The following is a 13,067-nucleotide window of genomic DNA, read 5'->3' as shown; positions in this document are numbered from 1 at the left end:
GCACGACCCGGAAGCCGGGTCGTGCGTCAAGGGCACCCTTCTGCTGGTGTGCCGCCCTAATTCAATTCATTGAAGCTGTGGGTCTCAGAGCTTGTAGCTGAGCTTCAACCAGGCATTGCGCGGGTTGCCCTGCGTGTAGCCGTTGTAGCCGCCCAGGCCGTTGTAGTAGCGCTTGTCGCCCAGGTTCTCGATGTGCAGCGAGGCGCTCAGGCGGTTGTTGATGTCGTAGCGCGCCATCAGGCCGAACAGCGTCAGGCCGCCTTGCGAGGCGCGGCCGAGTTCGTTGAACTCGTCGTAGTAGATGCCGCTCTGGTAGCTCACGCTGCCGCCCACGGTGAGCTTGCTCCACTCGCCCGGCAGGCGGTAGCTCGTGCTCACGCGCAGCAGGCGGCGCGGGTATTGCGGGTTGAGCAGCACGCCGTCGGCGTCGCGCTTGGCGTGGTAGGTGTAGCCGGCGAGCATCTGCAGGCCCGGCAGCACTTCGCCGGCGGCGGTGAGCTCGAAGCCCTTGCTCTTGGCGCCTTGCACCGCGCGGTACGGGATGCCGCCATCGGGCAGCAGCGAGCCGGCGCCGGTGTCGACCACGGCCAGGTTGGTCTCGCGCGTCTTGAAGATCGCGGCGCTGGTGTTCAGCTTGCCGCCGAAGTGTTCGCCCTTCAGGCCGAACTCGATGTTCTTGCCGCGCTGCGGCGCGATGAGCGAGTTGTTGCGGTCGCGCTGGGTGTTCGGCTGGAAGATGTCGGTGTAGCTGCCGTACAGCGAGAGTTCCTTGCTCACGTCGAACACCACGCCCAGGTAGGGCGTGACCACGCCATTCTCGCGCGTGCTGCTCACGCCGGTGCGCCGCCACGTGGTCCAGTCGAGCGTGGACGTGTCGGACTTGTACCAGGTGCCGCGCGCGCCGATGATGATCGACAGCGGCTCGGCCAGCTTCAGGCGGGTCGAGGCGTAGATGGCTTTCTCGGTGGTGCTCAGCGGCGCCGTGTACAGCGGGTACGAGAACGAGGTCGGCTGGGGGAAGCTCTGCAGCTGGTAGAAGTTCAGCGGGCGGCGGTCGATCACGCGCGGCAGGGCGCCGCGTGTGTAGACCGTGGCGTCGTAGGTGTTGTAGCTCATGCCGAACACGGCTTCGTGCGTCTGGCCGAAGGCCTCGAACGGTCCCTTCAGGTGCACGTCCAGGGCCTTGTTGGCGCCGTCGGCCGGGCCTTCGCGCATGTCGATGGTGGAGGCGCCGGTGCGCTCGTTGATCGCGCGGTAGATGCTCAGGTCACCCGAGGCGCGTTCGCGCTTGCTCTTGAGGTAGCTCGCATCGACCTTGAGCTGCCAGCCCGCGCCCAGGCGCTGGTCGAGGTTGGCGAACAGCTTGTCGGTGTACATGTCCCAGTAGCTCCACGGCGTGCTGGAGTTGAACGAGCGCGGCAGGTTGGTGCGGTTGCCGTTGCTGAAGAACAGCGGGCTCTGGCCGAAGTTGGCGCCGTCGATGGCGGTCTTCTGGTGCTCGAGGCCCACCGAGAGGCGGGAGCCCGCGGCGAGGTCGATTTCCAGAATGCCGTACAGCGCGTCTTCGGTGCGGGCCTTGTTCTCGACAAAGCTCTTGCCGTCGGTGCGCGAGGCCATGAAGCGACCGCGCACGGTGCCGGCTTCGTTGAGCGGGCCGCCCACGTCGATCTCGGCGTTGTAGCGGCTCCAGGAGCCGATGCCACCGGAGATGTGGCCCGCGAACTCGGTGCCGGGGCGCTTGCGCACGAGGTTGATGGCGCCGCCCGGCGAGCCCACGCCGTTGAGCAGGCCGGCCGCGCCACGGATGACTTCGACGCGGTCGTAGAAGGCGGTGCTGATCATGCTCGACTCGCCGGCCACGCTGTTGAAGCCCAGCGTGGGCACGCCGTCGATCATGGTGCTCAGGGCGAAGCCGCGCGACGAGAAGGTCACGCGCTCGTCGTTGCGGTCGGCCACGATGCCGGGCGTCTGGCGCAGCACGTCTTCGAGGGTGACGAGGTTCTGGTCCTCGATCTGCTGGCGGCCGATGACGCTGATCGACTGCGGCGTTTCGCGCAGCGACAGGTCCATGCGCGTGGCACCGCCGGCCGCGCGCGTGGTGTACGAGCCCGTGCCTTCGGTGGTGCCGTCGGTGGAGGCTTGCGCGGCCACGGTCACGGCGGGCAGCGTCGAGGCGCCGGCCGTGCTCTGGCGCTGGATGGTGACGCGCGTGGGGCCGTTGCGCACCGCCACGAGGCCGCTGCCGGCCAGCAGCCGGTCCAGCGCCTGCTGGAAGCTCAGACGGCCAGACACCGCCGGGGCGGCCAGGCCCGAGACCACGTCACCCGCGGCGAGCACCTGCACGCCAGTCTGGCGCGACAGTTCGTTGAGCGCGGCGCCCAGCGGCTGGGCCGGGACGTTGATGTCGCGCGCTTGCGCGGCGGCCTGGTCGGCGCCCTGGGCGGCGGCGAGGCCGCTCCAGCTGGCAAAGGCGGTTCCGAAGGCAGCGACAAGCGCGGCGCTCAGGAGTCGGTGGCGAGGCGAGAAACCCATGGGTGAAAGCTCCAGACAAGTAAATCGGTGCGATGTGAAACGGGGGCGCGCTGCATCCGTCGATCGGATGCAGGGTGCTTCTGGATGTAAGACGTTTGAACTCGAAAAACAGAGACAGGCCCGTGACAGGCCATCGGCTGCCGCGCCGATGCGGGTCGAAAAACGAGGGGAAAACGAGGAGGGAAGAAGGGAAGCGGGGCGATGCGCCGGACAGGCGCACCGGGTCAGCGCGCCTGCAGACGCACGCTGCCGTCGGGGCGGGCGATCGCCACCAGCGGCAGGATGGTGGGCAGTGCGTCGAGCAGGCCGGCCGAGTCGTTGGTGCGGAAGCGCCCCGACAGCCGCATCGCGTCGATGCGGTCGTCGGCGCCCACGATGGGGGCGTTGCGGTAGCTGTTGACGGCGGCCAGCGCATCGCCCAGGGGGGTGTTGTCGAACACCAGCCAGCCGTCGCGCCAGGCCGAGAGGGCGGCGGTGTCGGCGTGGCGCACGGGGTCGGCGTGGCCGTCGCGCACTTCGAGCATCTCGCCGGCGCGCAGGTCGACGATCTCGCCGCTGCGCTCGGTGCCGGCACGGCCGAGCACCTGCACGCGCACATGGCCGTGCTCGACGCCCACGGTGATCGGGCCGCCGCGGTCGCGCACGGTGAAGGCGGTGCCCACGACTTCGATCAGGGCTTCACGCGTGCGCACCACGAAGGGCCGGCCGGCATCGGGGGCTACCTCGAAGCGGACTTCTCCGCGGGCCATGTCCACCACGCGGCGGCGGCGGTACAGCGTGACGTCGACGGCGCTTTGCGGGGCGAGGTCGAGACGGCTGCCGGCGCCCCTGTCGGACGTGGACGCGGCATCCGCCAGCATGACCTTGAGCATCTGCGCGTTGGGCGTGCGGTAGGACGCCTGGAACACGGGTTGCTGCCAGTACCACTGCACGCCGCGCCCGGCGACCACGCCGGCGCCGAGCAGTCCGGCGACCGACAGCAGCAGCTTGCGCCGCGAGGGACCGCGCGGCGCCGCTGCCGGCGTGGGCTCGTCGAAGTGGGCGCGCAGGTCGTCGGCCATGCCGCCCAGGGCGTTCCAGCGCTCGCGCGCCTCGCGCACGGCGGCGGCGTGTTCGGGCGAGCGGGTGCGCCACTGGTCGAGCGCGAGCCGGGCGTTGTTGGCGGCCGGGCTCGGCGGCGCGATCTCGTCCTCGACGATGAGCGCGAGCGCGCGTTCGATCAGCCGTTCACGCGGAACGACCGCGGCAGCCGCAGTGCTCATGAAAAATCTTCAGCCAGTGCAGCGTCGAAGCCGGCGCGGCTGTTCACCGTCTGCGGCTCGATCAGTTCATGGCGCAGCTCGGCGAACACGCGCGAGCAGTCGATGGTGGCGCGCAAGAGGTGCTTGGCGACCGCCATCTCGGTGATGTTCAGGCGCTGCGCGATCTCGGCGCGCGAGTGGCCGTAGGCGCGGAACAGCAGGAACACCTCGCGTCGGCGCGGCGGCAGCTGTTCCATGGTTTCCACCACGCGGCGCAGCACGCGGTGCTGGGCCACGACGTATTCGGACGATGGGGCCGTCAGGTGCGTGCCCACGACGGCATGCGAGACGGCCCATTCCTGCGTCACCTTGCGGTGGCGGGCCTCGTCGATGCACAGGTTGCGCGCCACGCGAAACAGCAGGGCGCGCGGCGACTCGATGGCGGCGCCGTCACGCAGGCCGAGGGTGTGCGTGTAGACGCGCTCGAAGCTCGACTGCGCGATGTCGGCCGCATGGTGCGGGTCGCGCAGGTCGCGGGTGAGCTGCCGGCGCAAGTCCGCGTAGTGAGACACAAGTTCCTGGACGAGGTCGCGCATCCGGTCGCCTTCTCGCAAGCATCGACAAAAGACCCCTGGGCCGATGGCTGGAGCGCGCCGGTGAAGAGGAGGCGAGGGCGCTGGCTTCGGTGTCCCCGGGGATGGGGTGAATAAGAACTATTCTTATTGAGTGTAGCACCGAAGCGTGCTGTTTCCGTGGCTAAACCACGGGAGCGGCGTGGGCAGGGCGCTCGGCGGCGGGCGTCTGAGGGGCTTGTTGGGCCTGCGACGTGTGCCGTGGCGTGGCATCCAGCAGCGCCTGGCCGATCTCGTCGGAGCGGATGGCGGTGACCGACAGCAGCGTGTCGCTCAGGCCGTGGCTGTTCTCGCAGGCGCCCTGCAGGAAGATGCCCGGGCGCAGCGCCGGCGTGCTCTGCACGCGGTAGTCGCGGTCGACCGAGAAATCGCCCAGGTACGGCGCCAGCGGTGCCAGCAATGTGCGGTGCGCATCGCGGGCGTAGCCGGTGGCGAGCACCACGGCGTCGTAGGCCTTGTCGCGGCGCGCGCCGGTGTTCATGTCGTGCAGCGACAGGTGGATGCCGTCCTGCGCGGCGCGCACGGCCGACACCTCGTGCCGCCGCAGGAAGCTGTGGCGCGTCGAGCCGGCCACGCGCTGGCGGTAGAACACGTTGAAGATCTGCTGGATCAGCTCCAGGTCCGGCGCGGCGTAGTTGGTGTGCCAGAACTCCTCGAGCAGTTCGGCGCGCTCGTTCACCGAGCGGTTGAACACGAAGTCGGTGAAGTCGGTGTTGAAGATCTCGTTCACGAACGGGCTGTCGTCCGAGGGCTTGATGGAGCGCGCACGCATGATCAGGTCGACCTGCGGCTTCGCGGGGTGCGACTGCAGGTCCATGAAGATCTCGGCCGCGCTCTGGCCCGCGCCCACGATGGCGATGCGGTCGGCGCCGGGGTGGCGGGCGATGGCTTCCAGGTAGGTGCTCGAATGAAACACGCGCCCGTCGTCGCGCAGCGGCTGGAAGCGCGCCGGCACATTGGCCACGCCGCCCACGCTCACCACCAGGTTGCGTGCCAGGCGCTCGCGCACTGCGCCGTTGGCGTCGCGCGAGCGCACGCGCAGCAGCGACACCTCGTCGCCCTTCATCTCGGGCACGACCTCGAACACGGCCTCGCCATAGGCACAGCGGTCTTCGAACTGCGCCGCGGCCCAGCCGAGGTAGTCGTTGAACTCGTGGCGGCTCGGGAAGAAGGTCTTGAGGTTGATGAAGTCCTGCAGGCGGTCCTTCTCGTGCAGGTAGTTCAGGAAGGTGAAGCGGCTGGACGGGTTGCGCAGCGTGGCCAGGTCCTTCAGGAACGAGATCTGCATGTGCGCGTTGTCCAGCAGCATGTTGCGGTGCCAGACGAAGCCCGGTTGCTTCTCGATGAACAGCGCATCGACGAAGTGGCCCTTCTGGCGTTTCTCGTCGAGCGCGATGGCCAGTGCGATGTTGGACGGGCCGAAGCCGACGCCGATCAGGTCATGGATTTGCATGGATGTCCTCCAGGGATGGCTCGTGTCGACGAGCCGGGGCCGGCGAAGCGGCGGTGGGTTCGGCGCGCGGAATCCACAGCGCCTCGCCGAAGAAACGCTCGCGCCACAGCACGCCCAACATGGCGCGCTTGTGCGGAAAGTCGAACTCCTTCACATGGGCGTAGCCGCAACGGCCCAGGCTCCGGATCATTTTTTCGTTGTCGGCACGCGGCTCGATCACCAGGCGCTGCGTGCGCGGATCGTCCAGGAAGAGATAGTGCGACACCGACGGCATCCATGCCGTGAGAAAAGGCTTGCCGCGAAAGCGGGCCTCGCCCACCAGTGCGTGCCAGCCGCGGTCGTGGTCGGCGGCGTCGTAGAACGGCGCGATGCGGTCTTCCTTGGCCCAGTAGGCCTCGAAGTAGCCGAAAGCTTCGCCGTCGAAGCGGCCGACGAGGCCGGTCACGCGCGGGTCGGCCGCGATGCCTTCGAGATACTGGCGATGGCGCGCGAGGTCGCCTTCCTCTTCCCAGAAATGGGCGACGACGGGGTCGTTCATCCAGCGGTTGAAGGCGGGCAGGTCGCGCTCGATGTCGACCGTGTCGAGTGTGAGCGTCTTGCCGAGCCACGGGATGTGGCGGCGGTACACCGTGCCTTGCGGCTTGGCGGGGCGCAGCGGATGGCGCTTGCCCTGCGTGACGACGAAGCGCTGGGCGAAGGGCTCGCGCGGCTGCGGCAGCCAGGCGCGCGGCCATTGCCAGAAGGCCTCGCGCGCGACGGTGGGCAGCACGCCCTCGGCCGGCGTGACGATGCCTGCGTCCACGAGCCGCGTGCCGGTCGGCAGTGGCGATTGCAAGGTCAGGTGGCGCGCCGACGGATGGCGCTGGAAGGCCGCCTCGATCGCTGCCAGCAGGTGAGCCTCGTCAGGCTCGCCCGCGCACGAGCCCAGCCATTCGAGGCGAGGCTTGCCGGGCTGCTCGCGCAGGGCCCAGGTGCTGCTGTGCCGGTCGCCGTCGTGTGGCGTCACCTTCAGTGCGGTGTCTTCCAGCCGGACGTCCAGCAACCGGCCTTCGGGGTGCGCGTGAAAGCGCCATGCAGTGTCGTGGGCGGCCAAGCAGAACCTCCGTGGTGTGGTCGATGTGTGGGATGTAGATGGAAGACGCGGGCTGGGGCCGGATGTTTAGTCGGCGGCGCTTGTTGCGCAGCGCTCCCGCTCGAACTCCGGCGAGAGCGGGCAGGCGCCGCAGTAGCCCAGCCGCGGCACGAGGTAGTACAGGCAGCACTGCCGGTGCAGCGTGACGGGCGGCGCGCTGCGGTCGTTCACGCGCACGCCACGACGCAGAGGTGTGAACATGGGGTTGTCGCGCGGCTCGCCACCCGGTTGCGGCCAGCTCGGGCGGTGCAGCAGGTGGTCGAGGTCCGCCGCCACGGCGGGCGATTGGCCGCTCATGCGCAGGCCTTCTTCGAGCACCGGCTCGAGGTAGCGCGCAGCGTTGCCCCAGAGGATCTTGGGTGCCAGCCGCGTGAGCTGCGTCAGCAGCGCGAACAGCGGCGCGAGGTGCTCCCACAGCAGCACGTCGTAGCGCGCCGCCGTGTCGGTGCCCGGGCGCGGCGCGCCGAGGTCGGTGATGTGAAAGCACTCCGGGTCGCCGTCTTCGTCGTCGAGCGACACCCAGACCCGGTCGGGCGTGACGGGCAGGCTGTGCTGCAGCAGGCTCGCGGCGGCGGCTACGGGCGGCAGCAGCGCGTGCAGGTAGTTCATGCTCCACGCGGATGCGACCGCGCGCAGGTCGCGCTCCGGCATGTTCAGCGTGCGCGCCTTGAGGCGCAGCAGCGCCAGCAGGCGCGGCGGTTCGGCCAGCAGGTCGGCCACGCGCACGGCATCCGCCGGCGGGCGCGCGGCGCAGGCCAGCGTTTCGCCGTACGGCGCCCACTCGCCCTGGAAGATCGGCGCGAGCAGGGGGATCACGGGGCGAGGCCGAAGCGGGCGTGAAAGGCGGAAAGAAGGCGCGGGTGCATGAAGCAGAAGACGCGCCGCCGGCCCGGAAATTTAGTCCGAGTGAGTCCGCATGGGCCTCGCGCCTAAACAGGCCGACCCACGGAGCGTCTACTCACTCATCGACAGCAGTGCAGGCGTGCGAATCCAAAATGAGCTTCCCGAGACACCGTCCCTCCGATCCGGCCTTCAGCATGGCCTGGCGGCTCTTTCGCGAGCTGCACGATGCACCGTCGCCCGAACGCGCCGAACAGCTCGTGACCTGGCTGGGGCAGGACCCGAGCCACGTGCGCGCGCTCGACGAGGCCCTGACCCTGTGGGCACTGGCCGGCGCCTCGGTGGTGGAGGCCGCACGCGAAGCCGGGGCGGACGCACAGCCGCTGCTGCAATAGGCAAGCAATAGGCAGCAAGGCCCTAAACAAGCGGCTGCGCCGGACGTCATTGCAGGGAGCCCGTCTCCTTTTGCAACGAACCGTCCGCCGCATGAACATGAAACCCGCCAGCGCTCCCGCGTCCGAAATCGTCCGGCTGTTGCGGCCCTACTTCCCGTGGATCGCGCTGTCGACCGTGACCGGCATCGGCGCGGGCGTCGCGACCGTCGCGCTGCTGGCCACCATCAACCAGGTGCTCCACCGCCCCGGTGGCTTGGCCGGCGGCCTGCTGCTGACCTTCATCGGCCTGTGCGTGGTGGCGCTGGTCGGGCGTGCCACGTCCGACATGTCGAACAACGTGGTCGGCCAGCGGCTCGTGGCGCAGGTGCGCAAGAGCCTGGCGCTGAAGATTCTTGCGGCGCCGATCGACGCGCTCGAGCGCTACCGCATGCACCGCCTGATGCCGGTGCTCACGCAGGACGTCGACATGATCAGCGACGTCGCCTTCATGCTGGCCTCGACCATGATCGCGCTCGCCGTCTCCCTCGGTTGCCTGGGCTACCTCGCCTGGCTCTCGCCGCCGCTGTTTGGCCTGCTGCTGGCGGCGCTGCTCGTGGGCATCACCGTGCAGAGCCTGGCGCATGCGCGCGGCATCTCGGGCTTCTTCAAGGCGCGCGAGCAGGAAGAGGCGCTGCACAAGGCCTACCGCGGCATCAGCGAAGGCGCGAAGGAACTGCGCATGCACCGCGCGCGCCGTGCCAAGGTGTACGAAGGGCAGGTGGCGCACACGGTGGAGCGCATCCATGACATCAACCGGCGCGCCATCAACATCTTCGTGCTGGCCTCGTCCTTCGGCTCGGCGCTGTTCTTCCTGCTGATCGCACTGATCCTCGGCTGGGCCGCGTTTCGCGACACCGCGCCGGTCGTGCTCAGCGGCTTCGTGCTGGTGCTGCTGTTCCTGAAGGGGCCGCTCGACCAGGTGGTGGCCGCCTTGCCGCACCTGGGGCGCGCGAAGGTGGCCTTCGAACGCATCGGCGACCTGTCGGCCCGCTTCGCCACGCCCGAACCGCACCTGGACCTGCACGCGCCGCCCGCCACGCCGGTGCTGCAGGATGCCATCGAGCTGCGCGGCGCACGCTATGCGTTCCCGGCCGTCGAAGGCGCGGAGCCCTTCGTGCTCGGCCCTGTGGACCTGCGCATCGGCCGTCGCGAGATCGTCTTCGTCGTCGGCGACAACGGCTCGGGCAAGACCACGCTCATCAAGCTGCTGCTCGGCCTCTACGCGCCGGTGTCGGGCGAACTGCTGCTCGACGGCAAGGCCGTGACGCCCGAGACGCGCGACGACTACCGCCAGCTCTTCACCACCGTGTTCTCGGACTTCTACCTGTTCGAAGACCTCGTGGCCGGCGAAGAGGGCGGCCACCAGGCGCTGCCCGAAACTGCCTTGCCCTACCTGCAACGGCTGGAGATCGCACACAAGGTCTCGGTCAAGGATGGCGCCTTCAGCACCACCGACCTCTCGACCGGCCAGCGCAAGCGGCTGGCGCTGGTGCATGCGTACCTCGAAGGCCGGCCGGTGCTGGTGTTCGACGAATGGGCGGCTGACCAGGACCCGGCCTTCCGCCATCTGTTCTACACCGAGCTGCTGCCTGAGCTGCGCGCCAAGGGGCACTCGCTGGTGGTCATCTCGCACGACGACCGTTACTTCCATGTGGCCGATCGCATCGTCCACATGAAGGCCGGGCGCATCGCGCAGGCCACAGAGGCGCCGGCGCCGAGCCTCGCGGCTTGACCCGTTCGCGAAGCGGGTGATAGCGTGATGTCCCGCAAATAGAACAGGCTCCCTCATGCACATCCGCTCCACCCCGCGTTCATGGACGCGCGCCGCCTGCCAGGGCGCGTTGTTCGCCTCGGCCTTGCTTGTCGCCGGCCATGCCATGGCCCAGAAGCCGCATCAGGGCGTGCTGGACGCGGCCACGCAGCAGAAAGATGAAACGCTGAAGCTGCTGGAACGCATGGTCAACGTCGATTCCGGGTCGACGAATACCGAGGGGTTGGCCAAGGTGCGCGAGATGGTCGCGGATGAATTGCGCAAGCTCGATGCACGCATCGAGAGCTTTCCCGCCGAGCCGCACCCGGGCACCAACCTGGTCGCGACGCTGACTGGTCAGGGCAAGAAGAAGATCCTGATCCTGGCCCACATCGACACCGTGTTCAAGAACGGAACCGCCGCGGCCAAGCCCTTTTACATCAAGGACGGTCGTGCCTACGGCCCCGGCGTGATGGACAACAAGGGCGGTGTCGTGGCCGGCCTGCAGGCACTGAAGATCCTGCAGAAGATCGGCTTCAAGGACTATGGCCAGATCACCTTCCTGATTGACACCAATGAGGAGACCGGCTCCGTCGGCACCAGCGCGCTCATCGAGCGCGTGGCCAAGCAGCATGACGTGGCGCTGAACCTCGAACCGGGCCGTCCGGCGGACGGCCTGGTGGTCGAGCGCAAGGGCTCGGCCACGGCGCTCGTCGAGGTCAAGGGGCTCGCATCGCACGCGGGCGTCGCACCCGAAGCCGGCCGCAATGCTGCGATGGAGGTTGCGCATCAGGTCCTGCAACTCTCGAAGGTGGCCGATGCCGCGAAGAAGACCACGGTCAACTTCACGGTGCTCACGGCCAACGGCCCGACCAACGTGATTCCCGCCTCCGCCAGCGCCAAGGGCGACGTGCGCGCGGCCACACCCGAGGAACTTGATCGCGTCGAGAAAGACCTGACGCGCATCTCGCAGAACAAGCTGATCCCAGAGACCGAGGTGCGCGTTCGCCTCGTGCGCGGCCTGCCGCCGATGCCGCGCTCGCCCGCATCGGACAAGCTCGTGCGGATGGCCGAAGGCATCTACGGCGAGATCGGCAAGAAGCTCACCATCGAGAGCAGCGGCGGCGCCGCGGACGCGAGCCTCGTGGCCGGCGTCGGCGTGCCGGTGCTCGACGGCTTCGGCATCGTGGGCGGTGGCATCCACACGCCGGAGGAGTACGCCGAGGTCGAGAGCGTGGTGCCGCGGCTTTACCTGTTGTCGCGGATGCTCATGGACCTGAGCGCGAACTGATCGCGCCCGGCGTGCTGTCGGGGCCTCAGCCCCGCTTCGGAATCCCCAGCCCCTTCACTACCGCGGGCCGCGCCACGAAGGCTTCGAGCACGCGCGCGACGTTCTTGAAGTCGCTGAAGCCCACGAGGTCGCCGGCCTCGTAGAAGCCGATCAGGTTGCGCACCCAGGGGAAGGTGGCGATGTCGGCGATGGTGTAGGTGTCGCCCATGATCCATGCGCGGTTGGCCAGGTGCTTGTCGAGCACGCCGAGCAGGCGCTTCGATTCGGCCACGTAGCGGTCGCGCGGGCGCTTGTCTTCGTAGTCCTTGCCGGCGAACTTGTTGAAGAAGCCGAGCTGGCCGAACATCGGGCCGATGCCGCCCATCTGGAACATCACCCACTGGATGGTTTCGTAGCGGGCCGCCGCGTCCTTGGGGATGAACTGGCCGGTCTTCTCGGCGATGTACAGCAGGATGGCGCCCGATTCGAACAGTGCCAGCGGCTGGCCGCCCGGGCCGTTCGGATCGAGGATGGCGGGGATCTTGTTGTTCGGGTTGAGCGACAGGAACTCCGGCGACATCTGGTCGTTGGTTTCGAAGCTCACGAGGTGCGGCTCGTAGGGCAGGCCGGTTTCCTCCAGCAGGATTGACGCCTTCACGCCATTCGGCGTGGGCAGCGAATACAGCTGCAGGCGGTCGGGGTGCTGCGCGGGCCACTTCTTGGTGATGGGGAAGTTCGAGAGGTCGGTCATGGGCGGGTCCTTGGAAGTCCTTGGGAGAGGGGCAACAACGGCGAGCGCCGGATTCTGCCCGGCTCAGCGTATCGGTGCGCGCGCGTGGCCTTGCAGGCGAGGCAGCACCTCGCGGCCGAGCTCGTCGACGACATCGAGCGCGGGCCGCCGGCTGCCGCGCGTGAGGTTCAGCAGCACATGGGCGACACCGGCGTCTTCCATGCGGTCGAGGTAGTCGACGAGCGCATGGCGTCCCGCGCGCAGGCCGAGTTCGATGGGTTCGGCGGGGGCGTCGGCATCGTCCAGCAGGTCGAGCTGCAACGACTGGACGAAGGGCTTGGCTTCGCCGCCCGCGCGCTCGCGCAGCGCGGTCTGCCACAGGCCGATGCGCCCCTGCTGGCGCGCCTCGTCGCGGTGGTAGGTGGCCCAGCCGTCGGCATGGGCGGCGGTCCATTGCAGCGACTGTCGGGCCGATCCCACCACCAGCATGCCGATGCGCGCGTCGGGCGGTGCCATGAGGTCGTGGCCGCCGGTGGCTTCGTGCAGCGTGGCGCGCTCGGCCGCATCGGGCGAGAGTGCCGAGCGCACGAGGTTCCAGCGCTCGCGAAAGACGTCGCCGCGCAGTGCGATGTCCTGCTGGAAGATGGCGAACTCGGCCTCGCGGTCGCCTGAGCCCAGCCCGAGGATGAAGCGGTCGTTCGACAGGCGATTGAGCGAGAGCGCGGCCTTGGCCACGTGCAGTGGATGGCGCAGCGGCAGCACGGCGGCCGCGGTGCCGAGCGCGATGCGCTGCGTGGCCGCGGCCAGCGCGGTGAGCCAGACGAAGGGCTCGTCGAGTACCGCAGTCTCCTCACCCTGCGGCACCATCACCGGCACGTCGCGTGTCCACAGCGCGGCAAAGCCGTGCGTGTCGGCGAGCCGGGCCAGGCGAAGTTCGAGCGCGGGGTCGGCCATCGCGCCGTGCGGGCGCGCCAGCGGCGTCATCAGGCCCAGGGTGAGGTGCCCGGCGAGCAGCGTCTGCCGGTAGGCAGCATTGAAGGGCGCCATCGTGGC

The 13,067-nt window shown here is 68.9% G+C and carries 11 protein-coding genes; 3 read left to right on the top strand and 8 right to left on the bottom strand.

Going from position 1 to position 13,067, the window contains the following annotated elements:
- Window positions 1-84: 84 nt before the first annotated feature.
- The 6 genes from D3H34_RS12950 to fhuF all read right to left on the bottom strand — a co-directional run bounded on the left by D3H34_RS12950 (window position 85) and on the right by fhuF (window position 7,806).
- Window positions 85-2,532: a TonB-dependent siderophore receptor gene (locus D3H34_RS12950; RefSeq protein WP_119553865.1), complete on the bottom strand. Its 2,448-nt coding sequence runs from the start codon at window positions 2,530-2,532 to the stop codon at window positions 85-87.
- A 224-nt stretch (window positions 2,533-2,756) separates the two neighbouring features.
- Entirely contained in the window at window positions 2,757-3,794 is a 1,038-nt protein-coding gene (locus D3H34_RS12945; RefSeq protein ID WP_119553864.1) for a FecR family protein, read from the bottom strand.
- Window positions 3,791-4,369, bottom strand: a complete 579-nt coding sequence (locus D3H34_RS12940; RefSeq protein ID WP_119553863.1) for an RNA polymerase sigma factor — start codon at window positions 4,367-4,369, stop codon at window positions 3,791-3,793. Before D3H34_RS12940 ends, D3H34_RS12945 begins: the two co-directional genes overlap by 4 nt.
- Before the next feature lie 160 nt (window positions 4,370-4,529).
- Window positions 4,530-5,858 (bottom strand): lysine N(6)-hydroxylase/L-ornithine N(5)-oxygenase family protein, encoded by a 1,329-nt coding sequence (locus tag D3H34_RS12935; RefSeq protein ID WP_119553862.1) that lies wholly within the window; start codon window positions 5,856-5,858, stop codon window positions 4,530-4,532.
- Window positions 5,845-6,951 (bottom strand): GNAT family N-acetyltransferase, encoded by a 1,107-nt coding sequence (locus D3H34_RS12930; protein ID WP_119553861.1) that lies wholly within the window; start codon window positions 6,949-6,951, stop codon window positions 5,845-5,847. Before D3H34_RS12930 ends, D3H34_RS12935 begins: the two co-directional genes overlap by 14 nt.
- Before the next feature lie 66 nt (window positions 6,952-7,017).
- Window positions 7,018-7,806: a siderophore-iron reductase FhuF gene (gene fhuF, locus D3H34_RS12925; RefSeq protein WP_119553860.1), complete on the bottom strand. Its 789-nt coding sequence runs from the start codon at window positions 7,804-7,806 to the stop codon at window positions 7,018-7,020.
- A 179-nt stretch (window positions 7,807-7,985) separates the two neighbouring features.
- Between fhuF and D3H34_RS12920 the strand changes: the two genes are divergently transcribed.
- From D3H34_RS12920 to D3H34_RS12910, 3 genes are all read left to right on the top strand, one after another.
- Window positions 7,986-8,225, top strand: a complete 240-nt coding sequence (locus D3H34_RS12920) for a hypothetical protein (RefSeq protein WP_119553859.1) — start codon at window positions 7,986-7,988, stop codon at window positions 8,223-8,225.
- 97 nt (window positions 8,226-8,322) lie between these two features.
- The gene (locus D3H34_RS12915; RefSeq protein WP_119553913.1) at window positions 8,323-9,996 is read left to right on the top strand and encodes a cyclic peptide export ABC transporter; all 1,674 of its coding nucleotides are present in this window, start codon (window positions 8,323-8,325) and stop codon (window positions 9,994-9,996) included.
- 55 nt (window positions 9,997-10,051) lie between these two features.
- Entirely contained in the window at window positions 10,052-11,305 is a 1,254-nt protein-coding gene (locus D3H34_RS12910; RefSeq protein WP_119553858.1) for a glutamate carboxypeptidase, read from the top strand.
- A 25-nt stretch (window positions 11,306-11,330) separates the two neighbouring features.
- On the opposite strand, the gene D3H34_RS12905 is transcribed toward D3H34_RS12910, so the two are convergent.
- On the bottom strand, window positions 11,331-12,035 hold the full coding sequence (locus D3H34_RS12905; protein WP_119553857.1) for a glutathione S-transferase N-terminal domain-containing protein: 705 nt from the start codon (window positions 12,033-12,035) through the stop codon (window positions 11,331-11,333).
- 63 nt (window positions 12,036-12,098) lie between these two features.
- Complete coding sequence (locus D3H34_RS12900) at window positions 12,099-13,061, bottom strand: TIGR03571 family LLM class oxidoreductase (protein WP_119553856.1); 963 nt, start codon at window positions 13,059-13,061, stop codon at window positions 12,099-12,101.
- Window positions 13,062-13,067: the final 6 nt, after the last annotated feature.

The organism is Acidovorax cavernicola (assembly GCF_003581445.1).
The sequence above is the reverse complement of the archived record's forward strand: the minus strand, read 5'-3'. Positions and strand labels throughout refer to the sequence as shown.

Bases quoted from the DNA above. Each gene is read 5' to 3' on its own strand.
- D3H34_RS12900 (WP_119553856.1), bottom strand. From the start codon at position 13,061: ATGGCGCCCTTCAATGCTGCCTACCGGCAGACGCTGCTCGCCGGGCAC.
- D3H34_RS12920 (WP_119553859.1), top strand. From the start codon at position 7,986: ATGAGCTTCCCGAGACACCGTCCCTCCGATCCGGCCTTCAGCATGGCC.
- D3H34_RS12905 (WP_119553857.1), bottom strand. From the start codon at position 12,035: ATGACCGACCTCTCGAACTTCCCCATCACCAAGAAGTGGCCCGCGCAG.
- D3H34_RS12950 (WP_119553865.1), bottom strand. From the start codon at position 2,532: ATGGGTTTCTCGCCTCGCCACCGACTCCTGAGCGCCGCGCTTGTCGCT.
- D3H34_RS12940 (WP_119553863.1), bottom strand. From the start codon at position 4,369: ATGCGCGACCTCGTCCAGGAACTTGTGTCTCACTACGCGGACTTGCGC.
- D3H34_RS12935 (WP_119553862.1), bottom strand. From the start codon at position 5,858: ATGCAAATCCATGACCTGATCGGCGTCGGCTTCGGCCCGTCCAACATC.
- D3H34_RS12915 (WP_119553913.1), top strand. From the start codon at position 8,323: ATGAAACCCGCCAGCGCTCCCGCGTCCGAAATCGTCCGGCTGTTGCGG.
- D3H34_RS12910 (WP_119553858.1), top strand. From the start codon at position 10,052: ATGCACATCCGCTCCACCCCGCGTTCATGGACGCGCGCCGCCTGCCAG.
- D3H34_RS12945 (WP_119553864.1), bottom strand. From the start codon at position 3,794: ATGAGCACTGCGGCTGCCGCGGTCGTTCCGCGTGAACGGCTGATCGAA.